The sequence below is a fragment of the Algibacter ulvanivorans genome (assembly GCF_048381495.1).
Taxonomy (GTDB): Bacteria; Bacteroidota; Bacteroidia; order Flavobacteriales; family Flavobacteriaceae; genus Algibacter_B; species Algibacter_B ulvanivorans.
In genome coordinates this window covers 182,556-208,580 of sequence record NZ_JBLWGD010000001.1, presented here as the reverse complement: position 1 = coordinate 208,580, position 26,025 = coordinate 182,556, and the positions used below count along the sequence as shown (strand labels likewise).

Annotated in this window: 26 protein-coding genes; 13 read left to right on the top strand and 13 right to left on the bottom strand. The window is 32.7% G+C overall.

Features of this window, described 5'->3' with window-relative positions; all coding sequences use genetic code 11:
* Positions 1-43: 43 nt before the first annotated feature.
* The 3 genes from ACNG5D_RS01105 to ACNG5D_RS01095 all read right to left on the bottom strand — a co-directional run bounded on the left by ACNG5D_RS01105 (position 44) and on the right by ACNG5D_RS01095 (position 2,460).
* Entirely contained in the window at positions 44-583 is a 540-nt protein-coding gene (locus ACNG5D_RS01105; RefSeq protein WP_418181650.1) for a GNAT family N-acetyltransferase, read from the bottom strand.
* A 9-nt stretch (positions 584-592) separates the two neighbouring features.
* A complete protein-coding gene (locus ACNG5D_RS01100; RefSeq protein WP_418181649.1) occupies positions 593-1,033 on the bottom strand; it encodes a LexA family protein in 441 nt (146 codons plus the stop codon).
* Between the two features lie 170 nt (positions 1,034-1,203).
* A complete protein-coding gene (locus ACNG5D_RS01095; protein WP_418181648.1) occupies positions 1,204-2,460 on the bottom strand; it encodes a Y-family DNA polymerase in 1,257 nt (418 codons plus the stop codon).
* 86 nt (positions 2,461-2,546) lie between these two features.
* Between ACNG5D_RS01095 and ACNG5D_RS01090 the strand changes: the two genes are divergently transcribed.
* The gene (locus ACNG5D_RS01090; RefSeq protein ID WP_418181647.1) at positions 2,547-3,089 is read left to right on the top strand and encodes a hypothetical protein; all 543 of its coding nucleotides are present in this window, start codon (positions 2,547-2,549) and stop codon (positions 3,087-3,089) included.
* 3 nt (positions 3,090-3,092) lie between these two features.
* Here ACNG5D_RS01090 and ACNG5D_RS01085 read toward each other — a convergent pair whose 3' ends face one another.
* Genes ACNG5D_RS01085 through ACNG5D_RS01075 form a run of 3 tightly spaced genes read right to left on the bottom strand, consistent with a single transcriptional unit; the run spans position 3,093 to position 4,310 of the window.
* Positions 3,093-3,530, bottom strand: coding sequence for a DUF3157 family protein (locus tag ACNG5D_RS01085; RefSeq protein WP_418181646.1), 438 nt, complete (start codon positions 3,528-3,530; stop codon positions 3,093-3,095).
* Between the two features lie 43 nt (positions 3,531-3,573).
* Positions 3,574-3,780, bottom strand: coding sequence for a helix-turn-helix domain-containing protein (locus tag ACNG5D_RS01080; protein ID WP_418181645.1), 207 nt, complete (start codon positions 3,778-3,780; stop codon positions 3,574-3,576).
* 2 nt (positions 3,781-3,782) lie between these two features.
* Entirely contained in the window at positions 3,783-4,310 is a 528-nt protein-coding gene (locus ACNG5D_RS01075) for a DUF2975 domain-containing protein (protein ID WP_418181644.1), read from the bottom strand.
* A gap of 109 nt (positions 4,311-4,419) precedes the next feature.
* Here ACNG5D_RS01075 and ACNG5D_RS01070 point away from each other — a divergent pair, with 109 nt between their 5' ends.
* The 8 genes from ACNG5D_RS01070 to ACNG5D_RS01035 all read left to right on the top strand — a co-directional run bounded on the left by ACNG5D_RS01070 (position 4,420) and on the right by ACNG5D_RS01035 (position 11,951).
* On the top strand, positions 4,420-5,553 hold the full coding sequence (locus ACNG5D_RS01070) for an aminotransferase class I/II-fold pyridoxal phosphate-dependent enzyme (RefSeq protein WP_418181643.1): 1,134 nt from the start codon (positions 4,420-4,422) through the stop codon (positions 5,551-5,553).
* On the top strand, positions 5,550-5,963 hold the full coding sequence (locus ACNG5D_RS01065) for a putative signal transducing protein (RefSeq protein WP_418181642.1): 414 nt from the start codon (positions 5,550-5,552) through the stop codon (positions 5,961-5,963). Before ACNG5D_RS01070 ends, ACNG5D_RS01065 begins: the two co-directional genes overlap by 4 nt.
* Positions 5,960-6,568, top strand: a complete 609-nt coding sequence (gene bioD, locus ACNG5D_RS01060) for a dethiobiotin synthase (RefSeq protein WP_418181641.1) — start codon at positions 5,960-5,962, stop codon at positions 6,566-6,568. The genes ACNG5D_RS01065 and bioD overlap by 4 nt, the downstream gene beginning before the upstream one ends.
* A complete protein-coding gene (gene bioA, locus ACNG5D_RS01055; RefSeq protein ID WP_418181640.1) occupies positions 6,565-7,830 on the top strand; it encodes an adenosylmethionine--8-amino-7-oxononanoate transaminase in 1,266 nt (421 codons plus the stop codon). The genes bioD and bioA overlap by 4 nt, the downstream gene beginning before the upstream one ends.
* Positions 7,831-7,918: 88 nt before the next feature.
* Positions 7,919-9,076, top strand: a complete 1,158-nt coding sequence (locus ACNG5D_RS01050) for a beta-ketoacyl synthase N-terminal-like domain-containing protein (protein WP_418181639.1) — start codon at positions 7,919-7,921, stop codon at positions 9,074-9,076.
* Between the two features lie 93 nt (positions 9,077-9,169).
* The gene (gene bioB, locus ACNG5D_RS01045; RefSeq protein WP_418181638.1) at positions 9,170-10,264 is read left to right on the top strand and encodes a biotin synthase BioB; all 1,095 of its coding nucleotides are present in this window, start codon (positions 9,170-9,172) and stop codon (positions 10,262-10,264) included.
* 186 nt (positions 10,265-10,450) lie between these two features.
* Positions 10,451-11,311, top strand: a complete 861-nt coding sequence (locus tag ACNG5D_RS01040; protein ID WP_418181637.1) for a cupin-like domain-containing protein — start codon at positions 10,451-10,453, stop codon at positions 11,309-11,311.
* A gap of 124 nt (positions 11,312-11,435) precedes the next feature.
* Positions 11,436-11,951, top strand: coding sequence for a DUF6646 family protein (locus ACNG5D_RS01035; RefSeq protein ID WP_418181636.1), 516 nt, complete (start codon positions 11,436-11,438; stop codon positions 11,949-11,951).
* Positions 11,952-12,015: 64 nt separating this feature from the next.
* Here the strand turns inward: ACNG5D_RS01035 and ACNG5D_RS01030 are convergent, their stop codons facing one another.
* Positions 12,016-12,489 carry a regulatory protein RecX gene (locus ACNG5D_RS01030; protein WP_418181635.1) on the bottom strand — a complete coding sequence of 158 codons (474 nt, stop codon included), beginning with the start codon at positions 12,487-12,489 and terminating at the stop codon, positions 12,016-12,018.
* An 85-nt stretch (positions 12,490-12,574) separates the two neighbouring features.
* On the opposite strand from ACNG5D_RS01030, the gene ACNG5D_RS01025 reads away from it, so the two are divergent.
* On the top strand, positions 12,575-14,986 hold the full coding sequence (locus tag ACNG5D_RS01025) for a hypothetical protein (RefSeq protein ID WP_418181634.1): 2,412 nt from the start codon (positions 12,575-12,577) through the stop codon (positions 14,984-14,986).
* A gap of 55 nt (positions 14,987-15,041) precedes the next feature.
* On the opposite strand, the gene ACNG5D_RS01020 is transcribed toward ACNG5D_RS01025, so the two are convergent.
* From ACNG5D_RS01020 to gdhA, 4 genes are all read right to left on the bottom strand, one after another.
* Positions 15,042-17,453, bottom strand: coding sequence for a TonB-dependent receptor (locus tag ACNG5D_RS01020; RefSeq protein WP_418181633.1), 2,412 nt, complete (start codon positions 17,451-17,453; stop codon positions 15,042-15,044).
* 3 nt (positions 17,454-17,456) lie between these two features.
* A complete protein-coding gene (recO, locus tag ACNG5D_RS01015) occupies positions 17,457-18,176 on the bottom strand; it encodes a DNA repair protein RecO (protein WP_418181632.1) in 720 nt (239 codons plus the stop codon).
* Positions 18,176-20,524: a type IX secretion system anionic LPS delivery protein PorZ gene (gene porZ, locus ACNG5D_RS01010; RefSeq protein WP_418181631.1), complete on the bottom strand. Its 2,349-nt coding sequence runs from the start codon at positions 20,522-20,524 to the stop codon at positions 18,176-18,178. Before porZ ends, recO begins: the two co-directional genes overlap by 1 nt.
* A 125-nt stretch (positions 20,525-20,649) precedes the next feature.
* Complete coding sequence (gene gdhA, locus ACNG5D_RS01005) at positions 20,650-21,993, bottom strand: NADP-specific glutamate dehydrogenase (RefSeq protein WP_418181630.1); 1,344 nt, start codon at positions 21,991-21,993, stop codon at positions 20,650-20,652.
* Positions 21,994-22,194: 201 nt separating this feature from the next.
* Here gdhA and ACNG5D_RS01000 point away from each other — a divergent pair, with 201 nt between their 5' ends.
* Positions 22,195-22,998 (top strand): THC0290_0291 family protein, encoded by an 804-nt coding sequence (locus tag ACNG5D_RS01000; RefSeq protein ID WP_418181629.1) that lies wholly within the window; start codon positions 22,195-22,197, stop codon positions 22,996-22,998.
* Between the two features lie 3 nt (positions 22,999-23,001).
* On the opposite strand, the gene ACNG5D_RS00995 is transcribed toward ACNG5D_RS01000, so the two are convergent.
* A complete protein-coding gene (locus tag ACNG5D_RS00995; protein ID WP_418181628.1) occupies positions 23,002-24,144 on the bottom strand; it encodes a cystathionine gamma-synthase in 1,143 nt (380 codons plus the stop codon).
* An 88-nt stretch (positions 24,145-24,232) separates the two neighbouring features.
* Between ACNG5D_RS00995 and ACNG5D_RS00990 the strand changes: the two genes are divergently transcribed.
* Complete coding sequence (locus ACNG5D_RS00990; protein WP_418181627.1) at positions 24,233-24,949, top strand: DUF3298 and DUF4163 domain-containing protein; 717 nt, start codon at positions 24,233-24,235, stop codon at positions 24,947-24,949.
* On the opposite strand, the gene ACNG5D_RS00985 is transcribed toward ACNG5D_RS00990, so the two are convergent.
* The gene (locus ACNG5D_RS00985) at positions 24,929-25,393 is read right to left on the bottom strand and encodes a DinB family protein (RefSeq protein WP_418181626.1); all 465 of its coding nucleotides are present in this window, start codon (positions 25,391-25,393) and stop codon (positions 24,929-24,931) included. The two genes, ACNG5D_RS00990 and ACNG5D_RS00985, sit on opposite strands and share 21 nt — an antisense overlap.
* Positions 25,394-25,451: 58 nt before the next feature.
* On the opposite strand from ACNG5D_RS00985, the gene ACNG5D_RS00980 reads away from it, so the two are divergent.
* On the top strand, positions 25,452-25,802 hold the full coding sequence (locus ACNG5D_RS00980; RefSeq protein ID WP_418181625.1) for an arsenate reductase family protein: 351 nt from the start codon (positions 25,452-25,454) through the stop codon (positions 25,800-25,802).
* Positions 25,803-26,025: the final 223 nt, after the last annotated feature.

Sequence of the window (26,025 nt, the reverse complement as noted above, 5' to 3'; positions counted from 1 at the left end):
TTTTAAATAAATAAAAAAACCAAACACAATGTGTTTGGTTTTTTTATTTCCATTTCCAAATAATAACTGCCCACTCTTGGTTATTGGATATATAGGTTGTTAATGTTTTAAAACCTACTGCTTTATGTGCATTAAGCGACCTAAGGTTTTTAGTGTCTACCTCTGTAATAATTGCATCGTACTCCTTATTTAATTGCTGTTGCATATATGCATACAAGCCTCTAAAAACACCTTTTTTTCTATACGCTTTATCTATACATATTTGCCCCATTACTATATATTTTAAAGTATTGGTTATATTTTTTTCTATTTCGGTAAACATGGGTTTTAAAACGCTAATATCGTTTTTAAAAGCTTTAACCATAGATAAGGCATAACCAATTACTTTATTATTGTTTTTGGCTATAATATGCGGGCATTTAGTATTCATTTGTTTAAGTAACTCGATATTATGCTTTACCGTTACAAAACCTTCTGTTTGCTTTTCTGTTACTGAAATTGAAGTTGGGCTATTCCTTTTTTGAAGCTCAAGAATTTGGACTAAATCTTGGTCTGAAACTACATTTTGGTATACAATTGTCACAACGTTATATTAAACCTTTTTAATTACATTGGTTACAATACCCCAGATTACAAAATCGTTGTCGTCGGTTATCTTTATTATTGGGTAATTTGGATTTTCTGGTTGTAACCAAATACCTTCTTTATCGACTCTTAGGCGTTTTACTGTAAATTCGCCATCTAAAAAACAAACGGCTATTTTATTATTTGATGGTTCTAAACTTCTATCTATTACTAATAAATCGTTATCGTCTAGCCCTGCTCCTATCATGGATTGACCACTAACGCGAGCATAAAACGTGGCTTCTTTATTTTTTACTAGTTCTTTATCTAGAGATAGGCGTTGCTCTTTAAAATCTTCGGCTGGCGATGGAAATCCTGCTGATATTCCTGTATCGAAAAATTGTGCGCCTAATGTATTGGTTTGTTTTGGTGTAAAAAAGGTAAGGTTGCTAGATTTGTGTAATATCATGGGTACTTTACGTTTTGTTGGCGGTTATACGCGTTAGGGATTGAGCGGCTTGTTTGAAATCCTTTTTGCTTTTTTTGCAAAAAGATTGAGTAGCGAAAGCCCGACCCTTGTGGTAACGCCCTAATAATTTTTGAATTATAAATTTAGTTGATTTTTTTTTAATTTTCACTTTATTTAACAACTATAATGTCGTTAATATTTGTTGTGTAGCGTGGCGATAGGCGTTCTTGTCGCATTTTCCAGGTACGTTTTAAGTCTTGACTGGCTAATTTTACTTTGTTTTTGGCGTACTTGTTGTTTAAACCGTCTATGGCTTGCATTAAGGGTTTATGTTTGGGGTTTTCGGTATCGAATATTTGTAGTTGTTGATTGTTGGTTGGTACCAAACCCATAACAATTACGCCTGCGCGTTTATATTTTATGCCGTTTTTAAATATTTGTTTTACGGCTTTAACGGCTTGTTGGCTAATAATTAGGCTTGAGTCTGTTGGGTATGGTAAACTTATTACGCGGCTTTCACGGTGTTGTTCTTGATTTTTTTTATGCCTGTCGCTACTTAATGTTACGTATATCATATGGCAACTGCTGCCTTGTTTGCGTAGTTTTTCGGCACAACTTGTGGCAAAGGTAGATATGCGTTCTTTTATACTTTCTATATCTGAATAGGTATATTCGAAACTTCTTGTTGTGGCTATGGCTCGTTTTGTTTTTACTTCGTCTAGTTTTATTTTAGAGATACCTTCTAGATCTTTTTTTAGTTTCCATTCTGTTATCGAAAAGTGTTTGCGCACCCATTGGTCTGGTAGTTGTGTAAAATCGTAAGCTGTTTTACATTTTTTGGCTGCTAAACGTTTTTGTAAAGCTCTGCCTATGCCCCAAACATCTTTTAATGGTATCCATTTTAGGGCTTTTATTCGTTTTTCTTCAGAATCTATAACATAAACACCTTGTGTTTGGTTTGGAAACTTTCGGGCTATTTTATTGGCTACTTTGCTTAAGGCTTTTGTTGGTGCAACTCCTACGCAGGTAGGTATGCCTGTCCATTTTAAAATACGTTGTCGCATTTGTATACCGTAATTTGTAAAATCTTGATTTTTAAAACCTTTAAACTCTAAAAAGGCTTCGTCTATACTATACACCTCAACGTCTGGTGTAAATTGTTCTAAAATGCTCATTACTCTATGGCTCATATCGCCATACAATGGGTAGTTTGATGAAAGAATTTCTATGTGGTTTGATTTACAAAACCCTTCCCATTTAAATATTGGTGCTCCCATAGGAAGGTTTAAAGCTTTTGCTTCATCACTTCGCGAAATAATACAACCATCGTTATTACTTAAAATAGCAATGGGTTTTTGGCGTAAGTTGGGGTTAAATACGCGTTCGCAAGATGCGTAAAAATTGTTACAATCTACAAGGGCATACATGTGTATAAAACTACAAATTTATATTTTTTTTAAACACTTCATTACCTCTTTAATTTTTAAAAAAGGAATTTTATATTTACATATTTATGAACAAAAAAGTAACCTATATAGAAAGACAAAAGCCTTTTTGGTTAAGAGTAATTGCAGCTGCTTTTTTTACTATTGCTATTATTTTAGTTGTTCACTTTATAATAACAATGGATTTTTCGGTAGAAGAGCGACACTTTTATGCCCACTTTGATTATTTCCAGATTATTTTTATTCTATTATTTTTTGCAATCTACTTCTCATACACCATAAACTGTTATTTTGATTTTGAAAAAAAATTATTCAAAAGAGAAAAAACTATTGGGATTTTTAAATACGGACAATGGGAATCCTTGCCTAATTTAGCATATGTTTCCTTATTTGCTGTTAACGAAAATACTTTTGAAATTAATTTATGGAATAACAAAAATAAGCATTGGGATTTATATGAAAAATACAATATTAAAGATGCATTTACTATTGCTTTTGAATTATCGGAATTATTAAATATTGATTTATTAGATGCAACAATACCTGGAGATTTTAAATGGGTTAATAAAGAAGCCACAAAAAAAACAGGCAAAATGGTATATATTATATAGGCTTTAAAAAAACTGTTCTTTTTTTATAATAGTATTGCCTATACGTTTATAAGTAACTCGTTTTCCGTTAGCACAAAAGTGATATACTGCTTTCGATTTGTGTTCTGAAACAGACAACAATACAACTTGCTTTACATTGCAATTATTATCTTTAGCTACTTTTTTCTTTACATAACTTATACTTGCTCTACCTCGTTTTAACTGTGCTTGTATTTTTTTATCTAACTTAGGCTCATTAAAATTTTCTGTTAAATTACAAGTTGTACTTTCTTTAGGTTTTGGTGCTAGTGCTATAGAGCTACTATCTGTATCAATGTACTCCCAAGTATAATCTGGTTTAAGCAATACACGCTTACCATCTTCTGTATTTACAATACGACTATTTTGAGAAAAAACAGTTAATGTAACAAAACTAAGTAAAATAAAAATATAGGTTTTCATAACAAACTATTTCTGTATTTATACAGTATTCAAAAATACAATATTAATCTTCAACATACTCTAATATATCGGCTGGCTGACAATTTAAAGCTTTGCAAATAGCTTCTAGCGTAGAGAAACGAATAGCTTTTGCTTTACCAGACTTTAAAATAGAAAGGTTTGCAGGTGTTATACCTATAGTTTCTGCTAATTCATTACTTCGCATTTTCCGCTTAGCCAACACGACATCTAAATTTACAATTATTGCCATAGTTATATTGTTAGCTCATTTTCTGTTTGTAGCTCGACTCCTCGCTTAAATATATATGCTATTATAAACAAAATACCTGCCATAAAAAATAATTCTTTATAACCATAATCTAGCGGAACAGCAGAGCGCCCTTTGTGTGTTATTAACCACAAATTAAAACTATTTGCTATTTTAGAAATAATAGCTAAACTTAAAGTTATATAACTTATTTTGGTAATTAAATTTGTAACATGCGCGCTAAAAGGATTATCAATATTTATTTTCGAAAATATTTTAATAACTAAATAAAAAAGATGTGCTTTTAATACAGATACTACTATTAATAACGATGCCATTAAAATTAAATAGTGCATTTTAAGTTTACAAAGACTGGAAAAATCGAGACCCAAATAAATATTTTTAGAAGCTTCTGGGTTAACAAAAAAACTTACAAAAAAAGATATTATTATAGCTCCTGCTTTTATGCACAACCCAATGAATATAACCCATGATACAATTTTCATTATACTTAAAACTTGTTTTGTTTCCATATTTATTATTGTTTAACGATAACAAATATATAAAAATTATCGAAAAACAATAATTTATTATCAAAAAAAGATATTTTAAAAAGCTATTACCTATTTGTATCTTTACCAAATGTTTCCGGAAAACCTACATAAAAAATTAGAAGATCGTAAAGTAACTAATGCGTTACGAGAACTTGGTGTGCCAAGTAATTTGATAGATTTTTCATCAAACGATTATTTAGGATTTTCAAATTCTGAAACTATTTTTAAAACTACCGAGCAATTTTTAAAAACCCAAAACATAACGCAAAACGGTGCAACGGGCTCTAGATTATTATCTGGAAACCACAAGCTATACAATCAAGTAGAGCAGTATTTATGTAAATTTCATAATAGCGAAACCGCTTTAATTTATAATTCTGGTTACGATGCTAATATTGGCTTTTTTTCTAGCGTACCGCAACGTGGCGATATTATTTTGTATGACGAATATATACATGCTTCTATTCGCGACGGAATTAAAATGAGCAATGCCAAAGCATATAAGTTTAAACATAATAATTTAGAAGATTTAAGTAGTATACTTAAACGTATAAAGCATAACAACGTTTATATTGTAACAGAATCTGTATTTTCTATGGATGGCGATTCGCCAGATTTAAAAACCTTATCTCAAATAAGTAAAAAACACAATGCGCTTTTAGTAATAGATGAAGCTCATGCCCTTGGTGTTTTTGGAAAACATGGCAACGGGTACATTCAAAAATTAAACCTCGAAAACGCCATTTTTGCTCGTATTATTACTTTTGGAAAAGCCTTAGGCTGCCACGGTGCTGCTATTTTAGGCAGTATTAATTTAAAAGCATATTTAATAAATTTTTCTAGAAGTTTTATTTACACAACAGCATTGCCTCCGCATAGTTTGGCAACTATATACACAGCTTATAGTAAATTAACCCAAACACAAAACATAGAAAAACTACACCAAAACATTAATTATTTTAAAGCTGAAGTATTAAAACATAAGCTTGAAACTATATTTATTAATTCGCATTCTGCCATTCAATGCTGTATCATTTCAGGTAATAAAAAAGTAAAAAAAATTGCTAAAAAACTTCAATTAGAAGGTTTTGATGTAAAACCCATTTTATCTCCAACAGTTCCAAAAGGAGAAGAACGCCTACGTTTTTGTTTACATGCTTACAACTCCAAAAAAGACATTGCTAATGTTGTAAAACTATTATCTAGCCTAGTAATTAAATGAGAGAAACCTTTAAAACCATAGCCCGATTTCAATATTCTACCGAAGCCCAAATTATAAAAGGACGGTTAGAAGCCGAAGGCATTCAGGTTTTTTTATCAGATAACTTAACAATAGATACAGACCCCTTAGTAAGTAACGCCATTGGTGGTGTAAAACTAAAAGTATTATCTACCAATGTTCTTAAAGCACAACATATTTTAAATACCATAAACCAATATTCTATTGATGACGAAGGTCATGCCATTAATTGCCCAAATTGTAATGGAAAACATATTGTGTTATTTTCAACAATAAAAGATGCTAAGTCGTTTTTTGCGTTTATTTTTGGCGTATTATTTTCAGCCCTTCCATGCTATACAAAACACAAGTATAGATGCGAAGATTGTAAAACAGAATTCAATTTAAAATGAATACGTATTTCATCACAGGAATTTCAACCGAAGTTGGAAAAACAGTAGCCTCAGCCATTATAACCGAAGCTTTAAACGCCGATTATTGGAAACCCATACAAGCAGGAGAACTAGATTATTGCGATACCCAAAAAGTAAATCAATTGGTTTCAAACACAAAATCTAAATTTCATGCAAATGCTTATGCCTTACAAACTCCAATGAGTCCACATGCCGCCGCCGATATTGATGGTGTAAAAATAAATCTTAAAACCATTAAAGTTCCAAAAACAAATAACCATTTGGTTATTGAAGGCGCTGGCGGTTTACTAGTACCTTTAAATGACAAAAACACTATTTTAGATTTAATAAAACCAGAATATAAGGTTATTGTAATTTCTAGACATTACTTAGGAAGCATAAACCATACACTTTTAACTGTAAATACCTTGAAAGAAAAAGGTTTTAATGTATCTATTCTTTTTAGCGGAAATGAACACAAAACAACCGAAGATATTATAAAAAAAATGACTCAAGTGCCAATTATTGGACGTATTGAAGAAGAGCCCTATTTTGATAAAAATGTAGTTAAAGAATATGCCGAATTGTTTAAAAACGAATTATGAATTTACAAGAACGCGATAAAAAACACCTCTGGCACCCGTTAACACAACATAAAATTCACCCAGAAACCATAGCTATAACAAAAGCTAAAAACTGTATACTAACCGACGAAAACGGCAACCAATATATCGATGCCATTGCTTCGTGGTACACATGCATGTACGGACATTGCAACACTTATATTACCAATAAAGTTACAGGCCAAATGCAAAAGCTAGATCAAGTCGTTTTTAGCGGTTTTACACATGAACCTGCCATAAAACTATCTGAAGCTCTCATTAAAATATTACCAGATAACCAAAATAAAATTTTCTTTAGCGATAATGGTTCAACATCGGTCGAAATTGGTATTAAAATGGCATTACAATATCATTTTAATAATGGCGACAAACGAAACACCCTAATAGCTTTTGAAAATGGCTTTCATGGCGATACTTTTGGTGCCATGAGCGTTTCTGGACTTTCGGTATACAATGGCCCTTTTAAAGATTTCTTTTTAAATGTTAAACGTATTCCTGTTCCTAATGGTAAAAACCTTGAGGATCTTATTAGTCGTTTAAAAACCATAGTTGCCAATAATAATGTTGCTGGTTTTATTTACGAGCCGCTAGTACAAGGTGCCGCTGCCATGAGTATGCATAATGCCGAGGGATTAAACGAAATTCTTAAATTCTGTAAAACGCACCAAATTATAACCGTTGCAGACGAGGTTATGACAGGTTTTGGCAAAACCGGAAAACATTTTGCATCGTTACACATGGCCACTAAACCAGACATTATTTGCCTTAGTAAAGCCCTTACTGGCGGTTTACTACCCATGGCACTTACCTCATGCTCGCAAGAAATATATAATGCCTTTTATAGTAACGACATTAGTAAAGGGCTGTTTCATGGGCACACTTATTCTGCAAATCCATTAGCCTGTACAGCAGCTTTAGCAAGTATAGAATTATTGCAAACCAAACAAATACAAAACCAAATAAAAACAATAACGGCCTCACATAAAGCTTTTGGAAACCGTATTAAAAACCACTTAAAAGTAAAATCTATAAGACAAACAGGTATTATTTTTGCATTAGATTTAAATATAGAAATGGCCCGTTATGGTAATTTACGCGATAAACTATTAAAATTCTTTATGGATAATGGTGTATTTATGCGCCCACTAGGAAACACTATTTACATACAAGCACCATATACAATTAATAAAAAACAACTAGAAAAAGTATATCAAGTTATTGAAGAAGCCCTAGAAATAGTCTAAATTTGCAGGCTTAATATTTTCTAAATAACGTTTAAGAAACTCATACAATTTAAATCTTAAATATATTTAAATTGACTACTAGCATACTATGCAAAAACCAATATCTATTACAGCTATTTCGTCCGTTTCTCCTTTAGGAAAATCTCTTGAAGATGCTTGGAAAAGCTATAAAAATAATGCGCATTGCATAACAAAAAAAGAAATTTTAGAAACTTCGGTTTTTGTTTCAGAAATTACATCTGAAGCAAAACAAGATATTGAAAAATTAAAACAGTCTGATAATAAATATAAATCTCTAGACAATACCGTTTTATTTGCTATTTACGCTTCAAGGCAAGCTGTAAAACAAGCAAACTGGATTGCTGAAGATAATTTTGGAATTAATATTGGCTCGTCTAGAGGAGCTACTAAGCTTTTTGAAAACTATTACGAATCGTTTTTAAAAAACAAAAAAACTGCAACGCTAAGCTCGCCCACCACCACCTTAGGAAACATATCCTCATGGGTGGCACACGACTTACAAACACAAGGCCCAGAAATTAGCCACTCTATAACTTGCTCAACGGCCTTACATAGTATGCTTAATGGTATCGCTTGGATAAACTCTGGCATGTGTAATAAATTTTTAGTTGGAGGTAGCGAAGCGCCTTTAACACCGTTTACTATTGCACAAATGCAAGCCTTAAAAATATACTCTAAAGCAACAGAAGAATTTCCTTGTCGCGCTTTAGATTTTAATAAAACCAAAAACACTATGGTTTTAGGCGAAGGTGCTTCTATGGCTTGTTTAGAGACTGGCCAAAAAGAAAATGCCTTAGCCCTTATTAAAGGATTTGGCTATGCCACCGAAATTTTAAAACACAACATTTCTATTTCTAGTGATGCCAAATGCTTTCAAAAATCTATAAAAATGGCTCTAGGCAACCTAAACCCAAATGATATTGATGTGGTTGTAATGCATGCACCTGGAACTATTAAAGGAGACCAATCGGAATACAAGGCTATAAAAGAAGTGTTTAAAAATGAAACACCAGCGCTAACCTCTAATAAATGGAAAATTGGCCACACCTTTGGGGCATCGGGCGCTTTAAGTATAGAGTTGGCTGTTTTAATGCTGCAACACCAGCAGTTTATAGGCATTCCTTATTTAGAAAACCAAAAAACACCACATAAAATAAAAAACATATTGGTTAATGCTGTTGGCTTTGGCGGTAATGCTGTTTCCATTTTATTGTCTAAAAATTAAAAGCATAACTTTATAATTACTATTTTTGAAACCAAGCTAATTTGGAATATTTTCCTTTTTTAAAATTAGTTTATAAACTAATCTGAAAGATTTATGAGCGAGACTAGACACAACTGGACTAAAGAAGAAATTTTAGAGATATACAACAAACCATTAATGGAGTTGCTTTACGAAGCTGCTACTATACATAGAAAAAGTCATGACCCAAATGTGGTACAAGTATCAACATTACTGTCTATAAAAACTGGTGGATGCTCTGAAGATTGTGGTTATTGCCCGCAAGCAGCAAGATACCATACTGGTGTTGAGGGTAATGATTTAATGACAGTAAATCAAGTTAAAGCTCAGGCTCTAAGAGCTAAAGAAAGTGGCAGTTCGCGAGTTTGTATGGGAGCCGCTTGGCGAAATGTAAAAGATGGCCCAGAATTCGACCAAGTTTTAGAAATGGTTAGAAGCATAAATAAACTAGACATGGAAGTTTGCTGCACCCTTGGTATGGTTACAGAAAACCAAGCACAACGTTTAGCCGAAGCAGGGTTATATGCATACAATCATAATCTAGACTCGTCTGAAGAATATTATAAAGAAGTTATTTCTACACGTGGCTATCAAGATAGGTTAGATACTATTGATAATGTACGCAAAACAAATGTTACTGTTTGTTCTGGTGGTATTATAGGAATGGGAGAAAGCGCTGAAGATAGAGCAGGTATGCTTGTGGCATTATCTACTTTAAATCCGCAGCCAGAATCTACCCCTATTAATGCCTTAGTTGCTGTAGAAGGCACACCGCTTGAAGATGAAAAACCTGTTGAAATTTGGGATATGATTCGTATGGTGGCTACCACACGTATTGTTTTACCAGAAACCCAAGTAAGACTTAGTGCCGGACGAACACAAATGAGTAGAGAGGGGCAAGCTATGTGCTTTTTTGCTGGTGCCAATTCTATTTTTGCAGGCGATAAATTGTTAACTACACCAAACCCAGATGTTAATGAAGACATGAAAATGTTTAAACTTTTAGGGTTAAATCCGCAAAAACCATTTACTAAAAAGGTACAGCCGCAAACGGTTGAAGCTAAAGACTCTAAATTTGAAGCTTTAGGCGAAAAACCTAAATGGACACGACCTGAACATACTATTGAGCGTAACGAAGCGGCTAAACAAAAAGCTAAAGCACTTAAATAAACATATTTTTTAGGTTTACAATAATAACACCAGATCTAACCCGCGTTAGGGATTGAACGGTGTGTTTGAGCTCGCCGACGGTAGGAGGCAGCGAGTAGTGAAAGCCCGACCCTTGTGGTAACGCCCAAAATACTATTTTTGTTCTAATAACGTTTTCTTAACTTTACGAACTTAAACTTTTTTACATTGTCGTTAAACTTACAGGATATTCCGCGTGTAAAAACGATTACTAAAGCGGATTTTTTTAAACAATATTTTAAACCACAAAAACCTGTGGTTATTGAACGTTTTATTGAAGATTGGCCTGCTTACACCAAATGGAATTTAGAATATATGAAAACCATTGGCGGTCATTTAACTGTGCCCTTGTACGATGATCGCCCTGTTGATTATAAAGATGGTTTTAACGAACCTCATGCTAAAATGAAACTTAGCGATTATATAGATTTACTTAAGCGCGAGCCTACTAAATATCGTATTTTTTTATGGAATGCTTTAAAAGAAATTCCTGCCCTACAAAAAGATTTTAGTTTTCCAGATTTTGGTTTACGTCTTATGAAAGGCTTACCTATGCTGTTTTTTGGCGGACGCAATTCGCACACCTTTATGCATTATGATATTGATTTGGCTAATATTTTTCATTTTCATTTTGAAGGTAAAAAGCAGGTTATTTTATTTGATCAGCAACAAAATAATTTTCTGTATAAAATTCCGCACTCGTTAATAACAAGAGAAGATATTGATTTTAATAACCCCGATTTTAAAAAATGGCCCTTACTAAAAAAGGCTAACGGTTACAAAACAGAGCTTAATCATGGCGAGGTTTTATACATGCCAGAAGGTTATTGGCACTACATGCGTTATATAACACCCGGTTTTTCTATGAGTTTAAGAGCCATAGCTAGAAATCCTAAAAATTTTAGTAAAGCCGTATACAATGTATTTTTTATGCGCAACTTCGATAATATTATGCGCCGTATACAAGGGCAAAAATGGATAGATTGGAAAAACCAAAAGGCTATTACCAAAGCACATAAGCACCTATAAATAATACTTTGTTATTTAAAAACTTATAATATCTTTGCCCACTTAAATTTAAAATTTACATGTAAAAATGCGTTTAAAACTAAATGATGCTACAAACATGTTACAACTAAAAAAACATTTAAAAATGAAGAATTTAATTTTATTATTAGCCATACTAAGCTTTTCTGCAGTTAATGCTCAAGCTTTTAAAGGCAAGGATGATAACAAATTTCAAGTAGGTGCTAATTTTCAAGACAATGGTACGGGTATTAATGTAAGTTACGATTATGGTATTGGCGAAAACATATCTATAGGTTTATCTACAACTTACCTTTTAGGTGTTGATGATGCTTTAAAAAATAACCAAATAGAAGATTTAGATGCCGATTTTGATAATCGTTTTGATATTAGAGCGCGTTTTAATGCTAACTTAGGAAACGTTATTAATATTGACGAAAATTTTGATGTTTATCCAGGACTAAGCTTAGGGCTTAAAAACTTTGGTGGCCATTTAGGTGCACGTTACTTTTTTACAGATGGTTTTGGTGTTTATACCGAGTTAAATGTACCATTTGCTAAATACAAAACAGGAAACTTAACACCTGCCGAAACATTACACAACCAATTTACTGTAAATTTAGGAGCTACTTTTAATCTATAAGGTTTACAAACAAAACATACTAAAAACGGGTTAAGTTTTTCACTTAATCCGTTTTTTTATGGGTTTACCCGAAAAGCTCATTAGCTTTTTCGTACACCAAATGTGTTTCCCAGCCTCTATATAACAGATAATCGATTAATTTCTTCTTATTTTTAAACTTATTACTCCCCGTTAAAGCGTTGGCTTTTTTTTCGGCTAAACCATTGAAAACCTCGATGTACTCCGCGTTTTCTATTTCTGCAAGTGCCTGATTTATATTAACTTTGCTTATGTCTTTTTGCTTTAATTCTAAAGTTAATCGGCGTCGGCCCCAAGCCTTAATTCTAAACTTACCGCTTACAAATGTTTTGGCAAAACGTTCTTCATTTAGAAAGTTATGCTTTAAAAGATGCACTATTATCACATCGATAGCTTCGGGTATCATGTGCATCGTTTTTAACTTTTGCTTTACTTCTTTATGGCAACGTTCTTGATACGCGCAATAATGCTCTAGTTTTCTAGTAGCTTCTTGCAGCGTATATGTTTTTTTGGTTTGCATAAGCACCAAAAATAACAATGTTAAATAAACATTTTGAATAAAAATTTATAAAAACCAAATCTTAGATTTTTAAAACTTAACGGTTATGAAAAAAATTACACTTTTATTAATACTAGTTTTAACATTTGGCCTGGGGCATGGGCAAACTACACTTTCTGCTGGAGATATTGTTATAACAGGATTTAATTCTGATAATCCAGATCAAGTTAAATTTGTTTTATTAACCGATGTTCAAACAGGCACTATTATTCATTTTACGGATTCTGGTTGGAAATCTACAGGAGTATTTAATACTCCTGCTAACGGTGGTAATAATGAAGGTGTAATTACTTGGATTGCTGATAGTGATTTAACTTGCGGAACAGAAATTATTATTCTTAATACTTCATCGAACAACTATTCTTCATCACATGGTATAGTTTCAGAAACAGATGCAAATTTCGGTCTATCTACTGCAGGAGATCAAATATTAGCCTATCAAGGTACAGAAGCTGCTCCAACTTTTATATTTGCTGTTCATTTTGATGGTACCTCAGGTTGGTCTACCGATGCTACGAGCACAAACACATCTGCCTTACCTATGGGCTTAACGAACGGAGTTAATGCTGTTGCTATTGATGAAACTGATGGTGCCAGATATAATTGCTCTGTTTTAAATAACAGCTCTTTAATTTTATCAGCAGTTTCAGAATCAAGCAATTGGATAAGATCCAATGTAATTATACCTCTAGGAAGTTGTACATACACTTGTGGAGACTGCGCTACAGTAGTAACCTGGGACGGAACTTCTTGGGATGCACCACCAACTACAAATACATTTGCTGTAATAGATGGAGACTATACTGCAACTACTGCTAATAGTTTTTCTTCTTGTAGTTTGTATATTAATGAGATTTCAAGTAGTACAAGCAACCCTATAACCGTAAGAGTTAATAATGGCGGGTATATAGAAGTTGAAAATGACGTGATTGTAAATGGCACCTTAATTGTAGAGTCTCAAGGTAATTTTGTGCAACGTGATGATGCTGGCACATTTACTGTTAATACTGGAGGCGCATCGAGAGTTAACAAAACAACCGCATCTAAATCGGCTTGGTACTATTATACATACTGGAGCTCTCCTGTTGTAGACGAAACTATTGGAAATGTATTTACCGATGTTGATGGCGACAGACGCTTTTGGTTTAACGCCAGTAATTTTATAGATACCAATGGCGATAATATTGATGACGATGCTAACGCTTGGCAATACGCATTAGCTGGAAATACCATAACACCTGGTGTTGGTTATGCTGTTACAGAATCTAGATTGTTTGGTGCTTTTGGTTTGCCAGCAACTGGAACAGCTTCTTTTGAAGGCGAATTTAATACTGGTAATATTAATGTTGCCATATCTAACAACCCTGCAAACGTAGGTGCCGGAACAACAAGCTGGAATTTTATAGGAAACCCTTACCCTTCTGCTATCGATTTTGATGCTTTTTATACTGCAAACTCTGCAGTAATTGGCGGCACCGCTTATTTTTGGTCGCAAGCTACAGACCACGCCCAATCTAATGGCGGTAATGAGCAAAGTAACTTTAGCCAAAACGATTATGCCATGTATGCCGCAGGAAGTGGTGCTGGTGTTGCTGGCGCAAGTGGAGAAATTCCTAACCAATATATTCCTTCTGGGCAAGGTTTCTTTATTTCTGGTTTAGATAATAACTCAGCAACCTTTACAAACGCTATGCGAATGGCAGACAACACTAGTAACGCATTGTTTTTTAAAGGCTCTAAAAAAACTAAAACCACCACCCCTGAAAATAAACTCTGGGTAAATTTAACTTCTAATAACGGGGTTTTTAACCAAATACTTATAGCCTATGTTAATGGTGCTACAAATGGTTTTGATGGTGATGCTTACGATGCCAAAAGGTTTTTAGCATCAAATTTTCATGCTACGTTATACTCTACAATAGAAAACTCTAATAACAAATTTGCTATTCAAGGTAAAGCCATTAACAGCCTAACAGAAAGTGAAGTTATAAACCTTGGGTTTGCAACGCATATTACCGATGTAACTACATACAAATTATCTATAGCTAAATTTAAAGGCGATTTTATAACTAACAATACCATTTATTTAAAAGACAACTTATTAAATGTAATGCATAACCTATCTGATGCCGATTATACCTTTACATCTGAAGTTGGTGAATTTAACAATCGTTTTGAAATTAGATTTAGCCCGAAAGTATTGTTTACCGAAACCATTGAAGCCAACACTAACCGTTTAAAAATTGTTGAACTTGAAAATAATGCTGTTAAATTTACTGCCTCTAGCCATATAAAAACGGTTAAAATATACGATTTGTTAGGCAGAGAATTATATAAACTTGAAGGTAATAACAAAACCGAAACTTATAACTTATCAAAATTAAACGCTTCTGTTTTTATTGCTAAAGTTGAATTATCAAACGGCTTAATTTTAACAAAAAAAGCAGTAAAAAAATAAATAGGCATTAAACCAAAATAACAACCTAAAAGCATTAGTATTTACTAATGCTTTTTTATATACTATACTTTAAAGATAAAATAAGGTTTCTGCCTGGTGCAGCAATTCCTGAAGAGTATGTTTTATATCGCTGGTCTGTAATATTCTCTAAACTAGCCGTTATAGAGGTGGTATTGTTTATTTGGTATTGCGCTCTTAAATTAAGTGTATACCACTCTGGACTATAAGGATTTCCATTAGCATCTAAGGCATATAAATAATCTTTTTCAATTTCAGATGGTGCTAACTCATAAAAAGATAAATTACCATTATAATTAGCAAAAAAATCTAATTTCAAGTTGTTTAATGTCCAAAGTAAATGCGTATTTCCAAAGTTTGGAGCCACATGACGTATAGGAACCTCAACAGCATCTTCTTGCTCTGTTCCTCCAATAACAGAGTATTGCGATGTTAAATTTAAACTTTTTGTAACAGGCATTTTTAATCCCACTTCAAAACCATAAATCCAAGCTTTCGATGCGTTTTGTATGGCTTGTACATTACTTAATTCGCCATCATAAATAATTTCGTTTTCGCCATTTATACTATAATCTCTTCTAACTAAAGCATTATCTAAATACGTGTAATATGTGCTTGTATCAAGAATTAGCTTATCATTAAAATTAAGTTTTAAACCCAATTCTCCGCCATAGGCATATTCTGGCCTTAAATTATTATTTGGCACCACTACAGAGCCTGGTTCCGAATCAAACACCTTACCAACATCATCAATATTTGGTGCTCTAAAAGCCGATGATAAATTAAATTTCCATTGTAGTATCGAGTTTGGTGTCCAACTTATTCCGGCAGTTCCTGTAAGCGCCTCAGATTCATTTTTTGCTGCGGTAAAAGGTAAATTTAAATAAGTATTGTTTTCGCTAAAATTGGCTTCGGAAACCACATAATTAAAACGCAAACCAGACTGAAAAACAAATTTTGGATTGGGCTTATACTTAATACTAGAATACACAGCTGCAGATTTCCAACTTGCACCATTAGGATATCTGGAAACCGTTTTAGACTTGGTATTGGTTACTATATCTTCATCAAAACCTAAAGATCTTACTTTATTGTATACATACTCGGCGCCATAGAAAAACTCTGTTTTTGGAGACCACCTTTTTTCTAAGTCTAAATTAAAGGAATAAGCATCTACAGACTCTTCTCTAATACTTCTGTTTGTAGATTGAAAACTTCTATCAAACCTGCTTTCATTAAAATTTTGGTATGCTAAAGTGGCTTTAATTTTGTCGTACAAATTAGATTTGCTACTTAATTTAGTAACCTGTAAGTTAGACATAAACCATTGTTGCGGGCCATAATTCCATTCTGTAGAGCGCAATACACCATTTCTATATCTAATTAATCTATCGTATCGTGGCGTGTTTGATGTTGTTGTGTAAAACAAACCTAAATCGAAGCTTAAATCTTCATAAGGTTCAAAATGCACTTTTTGCATTAAATTTAATTGGTTATATCCTGAAAATTTTTGAATTAAAGGATTGTTATTTTCAACAATCATATCACCAGTAGAAGTGGCAATAGCAAACTCTGGTCTTAAATACGCTTCTGGGCCATGGCTTCCCATACGCAAATCATCAAAATCTGTATAACTTGCACTTGTTATAAACCCCCATTTTTTATATCCTAAATTAAAATCTAAATGCCCTGTTCTTTCATTACTTGCCGAGGCATAACGTACCACAGCATTAGCTTTAAACATTAAAGAATCTGTATAAGACAACTTTGGTTTTTGTGTGTAAAAGCTCATAACACCACCAATAGCATCACTTCCATATATTACCGAACCAGAGCCTAAGGTAACTTCTGTGTTTTGAACTGAAAACGGGTCGATTGATATTACATTTTGAAGGTTTCCGCCTCTAAAAATGGCATTATTCATTCTTACACCATCAACAGTAATAAGTAATCGGTTTGTAGAGAACCCTCTTATCATGGGGCTTCCGCCTCCTAGTTGGCTTTTTTGCACGTAAACTCTACCCGTATTTTCTAATAAATCGGCACTTGTTTGCGGGTTTACAAACTGAATGTTTTTAGCATCTACACTCACTATTTTTTGTGGAATGTCTTTTTTATTTTGCTGAAACTTTGATGCCGAAATAACTATTTGCTCTAAACCTTGAGTGTTAGAAACCAAAAAAACTTTATTGGTTGTATTTATTTGATTTTTCTGTATTGTTTTTAAAACATGAGATAAATGCTTAAAATAAATGGTTTCTGTATTTGAAAACTCATTTAAATCTGCTTCGCCTCTAAAATTAGTAACTACACTTTTAGACTTATCTACATTATAAATAGCAACGCCAAAAATAGGCTCTTTTGTAACGTTATTTAAAACTTTTATGTTTTGAGATTGAGAACATATAGAAACAAAAAAAAGGACAATTGTTAAATAAAAAAACTTCATGTTTTAGCTAAAAACTTGATTAAATACCTGTAAAGATTTAGGGGTTTTAAAACGCCCCAAATGTAATTCAAAATAAAGCAAAATCATACTTAAAAAAGACTGCCTTTGTTTTGCATTAATTTTTATACTTGGTAATGCATCAAATGTTATGCCTAAAAGCTGTTTTAAGAGTGTTAAATTTTCGCCAGAAATAGAGTATTTATTATTTGAATGTTTTTCAAACCTACCTTCATTTAAATTAAAGTAATCTGCATTAATATTACTAAGCTCTGGATAAAAGCCTAAATACTTGGTAAGTTTTAATAAAAATAGCAGATGAAAATTAGCATAATCGTCTTGCGAGTCTAGCCATAAAAGCGTGTGTTCTAGGTAACTATAAAGGGTTTCGTTCTGCTCTTCTTCTTGCAATGTGTTAGATAGCACTTCTGAAAGAAACATAACTATCGAGCTTTTTAAAACATTGGTATGCAAGCTAGAATATAAATGCTCTAATTTTGTTTCCTTTATGCTATGTAATGCACTACCATTTTTATAGGTAAATACAATTTGTATTTGAGATAATAATTGAAAGTATGCTATTTTAGAGTTTCCTTTTTTACTTTTTAATACGCCTCTTAATAAAAAACTTACTATGCCTTTTTCTTGAGTATAACATTTAACAATTAAATCGTTATCTCTATATTTTAGTTTAGATAATACAATAGCGGTTGATGTTACTAGCATTACCTAACTACCATTAATTTTAAAACTTTAGTTTCAAAGGTATCTAAATCGGAAAGCATAACTAAATAAACACCTGTGGCTACGGTATTATTTGCAAAGTTTTTACCGTTCCAGTAAGCTGTACCTCCATCTATCTCTAAATTATAACCTTGGTATCTTTGGTTTATTCTAGACTGTGCTTCGGCTACCAAATTCCCTTCAATATCTGTAATTTTAATATTTACGTTTTCAGAAATGTCTTTAATTTTTATTTTATCTTCGTTTATATTAAACCCTGGTCGTACTGGGTTTGGGTAAGCGTAAGCACTTTCTAAATCTTCGAAAGCAGAAGACCCGCCAGAGTTGAAAGATAACAACCCCTTACTTGTTGCAATGTAAACCACACCATTTACATTATCTATAGACACATCGCTTATACTGTTTGATGGTAAAGGAGAGTTATCTTTTGTGAAATGAAATATGGTATTTTGACCATCTGGCGATAGATAAAACAACCCCGAATCTGTAGTTCCTATCCATTTATTGTTAGAGCCATCTACCTCAATATCTGTAACATACTGCTCAAATAATAATTCTTTAGCGATACCATCTTCTTCAATAATAATTTCGTCTACAGTTATATTATCTTCAGTAAAAAAATTAGATGTATTGTAAAGCACTCTTAACCCTCGAAAGTTACCAATCCATAACTGGTTTCTTTTATCTATAGCCACGGCTGTTGCCAACTCGCTTGGCATATTTTCTTCTTCTCTATAAACACTTTTTATTAATGGGCTGCTACCGTTTTCATTAAAACCAATAAGTCCAAACTTGTATGATGCTATCCATTTTGTACCGTCGTTACCTATAACAATATCGGCATAACCTAAATTTCCGCCAGAAAAACCATCGCCAGTAACTGGAGTAAAATCGTAAGATTTCCATTGTCCTGTTGAAGGGCTGTATGATTTTAAGGCATTATCTATCAGAGTACTTAGTGTCCATAATACACCATCATTATCAAACAAAGGGTTTAAAACTCTAACACTAACTATACTAGGATTTGTAGGAACTACTAACGACTCTAAACCACTATTATTTTGATCGTAGAGCATGGTTGGAACATTCTCATTAACCTCTACCAATCCATTATGAAACGAACTTAAAAATACTTGATTGGTATTAAATGGGTTTATGGCAATACCATTTAAATCTCTGGCCTGAAATGTTTCTTGAAATGATACATTAGTCCAACCTTCATCTTTTAGGTGACTAAAACCACGTGTTCTTGAAAAAGGAACATAAAACAAACTATATCCGCCAAAAGTTGCCCACACCCCATTAGGTTCTGCTTCTATTGAAAAAGGTGTGTTATATAATGGGCCTTCTGGATGAACCTCTTCAAAAGGTATTGAGTTATTTAAGTCTGTTTTTAAAATTCCAAAATTTTGAGTACCAATATAAATATTTTCTAAATCTATGGTAGACGCAGTATATGTCGTATTAAAATCTGTGCTAACAGGAATTTGAGCTACTATATTAAAATTAGAATCGTACACAAATACTTCATTACTGGTAGTAACTATTAAATTTGAATTAACAGACCTTATGTCTAATGGTAAATTTGAGTACGCAGCTATTTCTGTAACCGTACTACCCACTACGTCATAAAGTTTTCTGTTAGCATTTATTGCATAAACTTTACCACCGTTAGACTCTATAGCTAACCAGTTGCTTGCCCAAACTACTTCCCAGTTTTGGTAATCAATTAAATTAGGGCTAGAAATTGGTGCTTTTAATATACCGTTTCCTCCAAGGCACGATGCGTATATATAATCCTGAAAAATAGTAGTTTGCGTTACAGGAACTTGGCTACCTCCGCTACCTATAAAATAGGTATCTCCAAACTCAAGCCGCTCTAAATCGAAAACCGAAATCCCATAATTTGTTGATATATAAATTACATTTAGGTTTGCAGTAATATGATTTATTTTCTTGTTTGAGGGCGATATTGTTGGTTTATCAATAATATCAACAACGGTTAAAATATCTGTTTCATTATCAAATACAATTTCTATAAGTCCATTTTCGTACCCAACTACAAGCAACTCATAATCAACGCTGTAAAAAATAGTAGAAATACTCTCTCCAGACAGGCCATTTACAGTTGTTATCTGTTTTATTTCATTGGTTTGAGTATTTAAACTAAAAATAGCATTATCTGCAGCTGCATAAATAATATTAGGGCCTTGCGCTACATCTTTAATCTCATTATAAGAAAAATGCCCTTTCCATAATGCTGAAAAATCTTGAGCAAATTGAAATAAAGGATATAGTAAAAATATAATGGCTATGATGCTTCTTAACATAGTTGCTTTTTGAATGTTCAAATATATTTATAAGTAACGAGTTTTGCTTTAAAATAATATATTTTAAACAAAAAAGCTTCCTAAATAAGTTTTAGGAAGCTTTAAAACAACAATTAAAAATTAATTTAAACAATCCCTTGGGCTAACATGGCATCGGCTACTTTTACAAAACCTGCAATGTTTGCTCCTCTTACGTAATCTACATATCCGTCTTCATCTTTTCCATACTCCAAACAAGATTTATGAATATCGGACATGATATCTTTAAGTTTATTATCAACTTCTTCTCTAGACCATTTAAATCTTAATGAGTTTTGCGTCATTTCTAAGCCAGAAGTTGCTACGCCTCCTGCGTTTGATGCTTTTCCTGGAGCAAATAGTATTTTTGCTTTATGAAAAGCGGCTATAGCTTCTTTTGTTGATGGCATATTTGCACCTTCACTAACACAAACACAACCATTTTCTAGAAGTGTATTAGCATCGTTTTCATGAAGTTCGTTTTGTGTTGCACATGGTAAAGCGACATCGCATTTAACTTCCCAAGGTGTTTTTCCTTTTACATATTTTGCGTTAGGGTATTGTTCTAAATATTCACTTATTCTGCCTCTTTTTACGTTTTTAAGTTCCATAACGTAAGCCAGTTTTTCTTCATCAATACCATTAGCATCATAAATATAGCCCGATGAATCTGAAAGTGTTAAAACCTTACCTCCTAATTGCAATACCTTTTCGGCTGCATATTGTGCTACATTTCCAGATCCTGAAATAACAACATCTTTACCTTTAATACTATCTCCTTTGGTTTCTAGCATTTTTTGAGCAAAATATACATTACCATACCCTGTAGCTTCTGGCCTAATTAACGAGCCACCCCACGACATACCTTTACCTGTTAGCACTCCAGTAAACTCGTTTCTTAATTTTTTATACATACCAAATAAGAAACCTATTTCTCTTGTTCCTACGCCTATATCTCCAGCTGGCACATCGGTATTTGGGCCAATATATCTAAATAACTCGCTCATAAAAGCATGGCAAAAGCGCATAATTTCGTTATCCGACTTTCCTTTTGGATCGAAATCGCTTCCTCCTTTTCCTCCACCCATTGGTAAAGTAGTTAAAGAGTTTTTAAACACTTGCTCGAAAGCTAAAAACTTTAAAATACTTGCATTTACAGTTGGATGAAAGCGTAAACCACCCTTATATGGTCCTATTGCCGAGTTCATTTGTACTCTATACCCTCTGTTTACTTGTATTTCACCTTTATCATCTACCCATGACACTCTAAAAGAAATTAATCGTTCTGGTTCTACCATTCTAAGTAGTATGTTTTTACCATAATAGATATCATGTTTAACTATGTAAGGAATTACGGTTTCTGCAACTTCCTCTACGGCTTGTAAAAACTCTGGTTCGTGACCATTTCTTTCTTTTACAAGGTCTAAAAATGCTTCAATATTTTCTTTCATAAATACAATTATTGCATAGTTATTTATTAAATAAGTAATTTATTGGTACAAATATACGTTATCTTCAAAAATATATGTGTTTTTTTTAAAATTTCGCAATAAATATTTTCAAATAGCTTTTACGTCGTTTATTAATATTTGTTTGTTTTACTAGTTTTTATATATTTGTTCTGATAATGCCCTCAAAAAAATAAACCTTATATGCTTAACTTGAAACATTTAGCTTCAGTTTTTTGCTTATTTCTTTTTGTTCAAACTGCAAATGCTCAACTAGGCTTTTCTCATGAAGTAGGTGTTATTGCGGGTCCTGTTCAATTTAGATCTGATTTTGGTATTCGAGAAGATTCTAAAACAAATTTTGGTAATTCGGGATATGGCATTGGTCTTGTTCACTATATAAACTTCTCATACAGAGCAGATTGTAACTGCTACACTACCGATACTTTTTTTAACGACCATTTTAAATTAAGAAACGAGATATCTTATAATAAAACAAACCTTGAACATTTAGGTAAATGGGTATCGCCAGACAAAAATACGGTTGAAGCCAACCAACTTAGAGGACACAAAGGTGTAGCAAAAAACCTTGATATTGGAACACAACTAGAATTTTTTCCATTTAGCATTCGTGATTTTCAAGGCTTTGCCTATAGTTTTGCGCCTTTTGTAAGTTTAGGTGTTCATTACACATCGTACACTCCAGAAGTTAGCACAACTTACGCTAACCCAGACCCTACGGCTGTTGGCGATGTTACAGACCCAAGTAATTTTTATTCTTATTGGGATGCAGGTTCTGTTGATGCCTCGCCTGGAAGCACATGGTCTGTTGTTTCTAGTGTTGGTGTTAGATATAAGCTAAATAAACTATCTGACTTAATGCTAGATTTAAGATGGCAGTACTATTTTAACGACCGCGTAGATGGCTTAGACCACCAATTAAACTACAATAAACATAACGATTGGTTGGTATGGCTAAATGTTGGTTATATTTATTATTTAGACTAAAAATTACGAACCAATAGCTTGCTGTAAATCTGCAATTAAATCGTCTACATCTTCTATACCTACACTTAATCGAATTAGCGAATCTACAACTCCTGTTTTTTCTCTTTCTTCTTTTGGAATACTAGCATGCGTCATACTTGCAGGATGTCCAGAAAGCGACTCTACACCTCCTAACGATTCTGCCAAAGTAAATATTTTTAACTTTTCTACAATGTTTATAGCTTCCTCATAATTGTTTCCTTTGGTTGTAAAAGATATCATTCCGCCAAAGTCTTTCATTTGATTTTTTGCAACCTCGTGGTTTGGATGGCTTGTAAATCCTGGCCAGTACACGTTTTCTATTTTGGGATGTTGAGCTAAAAACTGGGCAACAGCTTTACCATTTTCGCAATGGCGTTGCATTCTAACATGTAATGTTTTTATACCTCTTAACACTAAAAAGCTGTCTTGAGGCCCACAAATAGCACCACTAGCATTTTGAATAAAATATAACTTATCTGCCAAGTTTTTGTCTTTAACAACCAAAGCGCCCATAACAACATCGCTATGCCCGCCTAAATATTTAGTAGCAGAATGCATTACAATATCTGCTCCTAAATCTAACGGCTGTTGTAAATAAGGCGTTGCAAATGTATTATCTACAGCCAATAAAATATCATGGTGCTTTGCTATTTTAGAAACCGCTTTTATATCTATAATATTCATCATTGGGTTTGTTGGCGTTTCTACCCAAATAAGTTTTGTGTTTTGGTTTACGTAGTCTTCAATATTTAAAGCATTTTGCATTCCAATAAAATGAAATTTAATTCCAAAATCTTGATATATCTTTGTAAATAACCTAAACGAACCGCCATACAAATCGTTTGTAGAAATAACTTCATCTCCTGGTTTAAGTAATTTTATTATAGCATCGATAGCCGCAAGGCCAGAGCCAAATGCAAGACCATAAGTTCCGTTTTCTATACTAGCCAATGCATTCTCTAAAGCATTTCGTGTTGGGTTATGTGTTCTAGAATACTCGTACCCTTTATGCCCTCCTGGAGTAGATTGCGCATAGGTAGATGTTTGATATATTGGAGGCATAACTGCACCATAAGCTTTATCATGCTCTTGCTTGCCGTGTATTGTTTTAGTATTAAACTTCATAATAAATAATCTTTTACACAAATGTAAGTTTTAATTCGGTGTATCCAAATGCAATATCTATCTTTAGTCGTAGATTTAACTTTTTTGTATGCGCTATAAACACCTTTTATTTTCACTTTGTTTTTTTGCTTTTTTTAATTGCAAAGAAGACACTACAACTGTTTTTACCAATGTAAATATTACCTCCCAGAATAATACTATTGTTGAGATAAATATTCCTAAAGCAACTGGAAGCAATGCCATCTCGAATACCATAAATACAACCATACATAACACCGTAATTTCTACATTACATATTAGCAATTTAGATAACATAACATCGCTTTCTGTAGAAGAAAGCATTAATGCCTTTAATAATGAATATACTGCGTTTAAAAATGATTTTCCGGAAGCTGTATTACCTTGGGAAGCACAAGTAGATGGCGAAATAATGCATCAATCCTCCAACATTATTAGCATAGCAATAACTTCTTACATTAATACTGGAGGAGCCCACGGAAACTTAAACATTACCTTTTTAAACTTTAATGCAGAAACAGGAAAAAAAATTGAAAACAATCAACTTTTTAATAACATTGAAGGTTTAAAAAAAATAATTAAACCTTATTTTGTTGAAGCTACAAAAAATAAAAACTTACTTATAGATAACGCTGAGTTTAAGCTTCCTGAAAATATTGGTTATAATGAAAATGGCATTGTTTTTCTTTACAACACTTATGAAATTGCTCCTTACACTACTGGCATAATAGAATTTGTAATACCTTATAAAGATATAAACCCTTATCTAGTTTTTAACAGCTTTTAAAAGCGCTAAAACATATCCGTAATGCAACCCTTCGTGAATGGAAATAAATTGCAAAGCTTCATCAATATTATTTAAGGTGTTACCTGTTGTAGAAACCGTATACGCGTTATAATTTTTAAAAACACCATTATTATAATCTAATTCGGTTTTTTTTATTGTTGAAGTTAGTAGTGCTTTTATTTCGTTAACCTCTTCTTGTGTTAAGTCGCCCTCTGGTCTAGAATCTTTTCTATACCTAGAAATCATTTGGTCTGTTAAACTAGGCTCTAAACCAGCTAGCTTATATGCTAACAACTGCTCTGAAACTACAACATGTCCAATATTCCAAATAATATTGTTATTAAACCCTTTAGGTATTTTATTTAAATTGTCTAGCGTATTATTTTCTATAATTTCATTAAAAATACGCCTTGTATTTTTTAATACTTGAAATGTAAAATCCATATCATTTAATTTTTTGATAAATATAGTTTTAATTTGTTCTTATAAAGAATCATTCAGCATGAAAAAAGTATATTATTTAAAAACCTGCAACACCTGTGTTAGAATTTTAAAAGCACTAAATTTACCTTCAGATTTTATTTTACAGGACATTAAACACGAAGCTATTACAGTAAAACAAATTGAAAACATGGAAGCCTTAGCAGGTAGCTATGAAGCTCTTTTTAGTAAACGCGCCAAACTTTACAAGGACATGGATTTAAAAAACCAAAACCTAACCGAACGCGATTATAAACATTACATTTTAGAACACTACACCTTTTTAAAAAGACCGGTAATTATTATAGATAATAACATTTTTATTGGCAACTCTAAAAAAACGGTTGAAGCAGTAAAGACATTTATTAATTAGAAAAGGTAGAAAAACAAAAAAGTCTAACATTTCTGTTAGACTTTTTTTGCTCCTTCTCTTGGGCTCGAACCAAGGACCCTCTGATTAACAGTCAATAATACATAAGTATTTAATATATTTGATAATCAATTACTTACAAATAAATAAAAATCAATCAGATACACTTTAGATACACTATTTTCGATTTAACACTACTTTCTTTTAGTTTTAGCCTTAACAATTT

Bases quoted from the DNA above. Each gene is read 5' to 3' on its own strand.
- ACNG5D_RS01095 (WP_418181648.1), bottom strand. From the start codon at position 2,460: ATGTATGCCCTTGTAGATTGTAACAATTTTTACGCATCTTGCGAACGC.
- ACNG5D_RS01035 (WP_418181636.1), top strand. From the start codon at position 11,436: ATGAAGAATTTAATTTTATTATTAGCCATACTAAGCTTTTCTGCAGTT.
- ACNG5D_RS01090 (WP_418181647.1), top strand. From the start codon at position 2,547: ATGAACAAAAAAGTAACCTATATAGAAAGACAAAAGCCTTTTTGGTTA.
- ACNG5D_RS01085 (WP_418181646.1), bottom strand. From the start codon at position 3,530: ATGAAAACCTATATTTTTATTTTACTTAGTTTTGTTACATTAACTGTT.
- ACNG5D_RS00990 (WP_418181627.1), top strand. From the start codon at position 24,233: ATGCGCTATAAACACCTTTTATTTTCACTTTGTTTTTTTGCTTTTTTT.
- ACNG5D_RS00985 (WP_418181626.1), bottom strand. From the start codon at position 25,393: ATGGATTTTACATTTCAAGTATTAAAAAATACAAGGCGTATTTTTAAT.
- ACNG5D_RS01025 (WP_418181634.1), top strand. From the start codon at position 12,575: ATGAAAAAAATTACACTTTTATTAATACTAGTTTTAACATTTGGCCTG.
- ACNG5D_RS00980 (WP_418181625.1), top strand. From the start codon at position 25,452: ATGAAAAAAGTATATTATTTAAAAACCTGCAACACCTGTGTTAGAATT.
- ACNG5D_RS01050 (WP_418181639.1), top strand. From the start codon at position 7,919: ATGCAAAAACCAATATCTATTACAGCTATTTCGTCCGTTTCTCCTTTA.
- ACNG5D_RS01075 (WP_418181644.1), bottom strand. From the start codon at position 4,310: ATGGAAACAAAACAAGTTTTAAGTATAATGAAAATTGTATCATGGGTT.
- ACNG5D_RS01070 (WP_418181643.1), top strand. From the start codon at position 4,420: ATGTTTCCGGAAAACCTACATAAAAAATTAGAAGATCGTAAAGTAACT.
- bioB (WP_418181638.1), top strand. From the start codon at position 9,170: ATGAGCGAGACTAGACACAACTGGACTAAAGAAGAAATTTTAGAGATA.
- porZ (WP_418181631.1), bottom strand. From the start codon at position 20,524: ATGTTAAGAAGCATCATAGCCATTATATTTTTACTATATCCTTTATTT.
- bioA (WP_418181640.1), top strand. From the start codon at position 6,565: ATGAATTTACAAGAACGCGATAAAAAACACCTCTGGCACCCGTTAACA.
- ACNG5D_RS00995 (WP_418181628.1), bottom strand. From the start codon at position 24,144: ATGAAGTTTAATACTAAAACAATACACGGCAAGCAAGAGCATGATAAA.
- ACNG5D_RS01000 (WP_418181629.1), top strand. From the start codon at position 22,195: ATGCTTAACTTGAAACATTTAGCTTCAGTTTTTTGCTTATTTCTTTTT.
- bioD (WP_418181641.1), top strand. From the start codon at position 5,960: ATGAATACGTATTTCATCACAGGAATTTCAACCGAAGTTGGAAAAACA.
- ACNG5D_RS01080 (WP_418181645.1), bottom strand. From the start codon at position 3,780: ATGGCAATAATTGTAAATTTAGATGTCGTGTTGGCTAAGCGGAAAATG.
- gdhA (WP_418181630.1), bottom strand. From the start codon at position 21,993: ATGAAAGAAAATATTGAAGCATTTTTAGACCTTGTAAAAGAAAGAAAT.
- ACNG5D_RS01065 (WP_418181642.1), top strand. From the start codon at position 5,550: ATGAGAGAAACCTTTAAAACCATAGCCCGATTTCAATATTCTACCGAA.
- ACNG5D_RS01030 (WP_418181635.1), bottom strand. From the start codon at position 12,489: ATGCAAACCAAAAAAACATATACGCTGCAAGAAGCTACTAGAAAACTA.
- ACNG5D_RS01100 (WP_418181649.1), bottom strand. From the start codon at position 1,033: ATGATATTACACAAATCTAGCAACCTTACCTTTTTTACACCAAAACAA.
- ACNG5D_RS01020 (WP_418181633.1), bottom strand. From the start codon at position 17,453: ATGAAGTTTTTTTATTTAACAATTGTCCTTTTTTTTGTTTCTATATGT.
- recO (WP_418181632.1), bottom strand. From the start codon at position 18,176: ATGCTAGTAACATCAACCGCTATTGTATTATCTAAACTAAAATATAGA.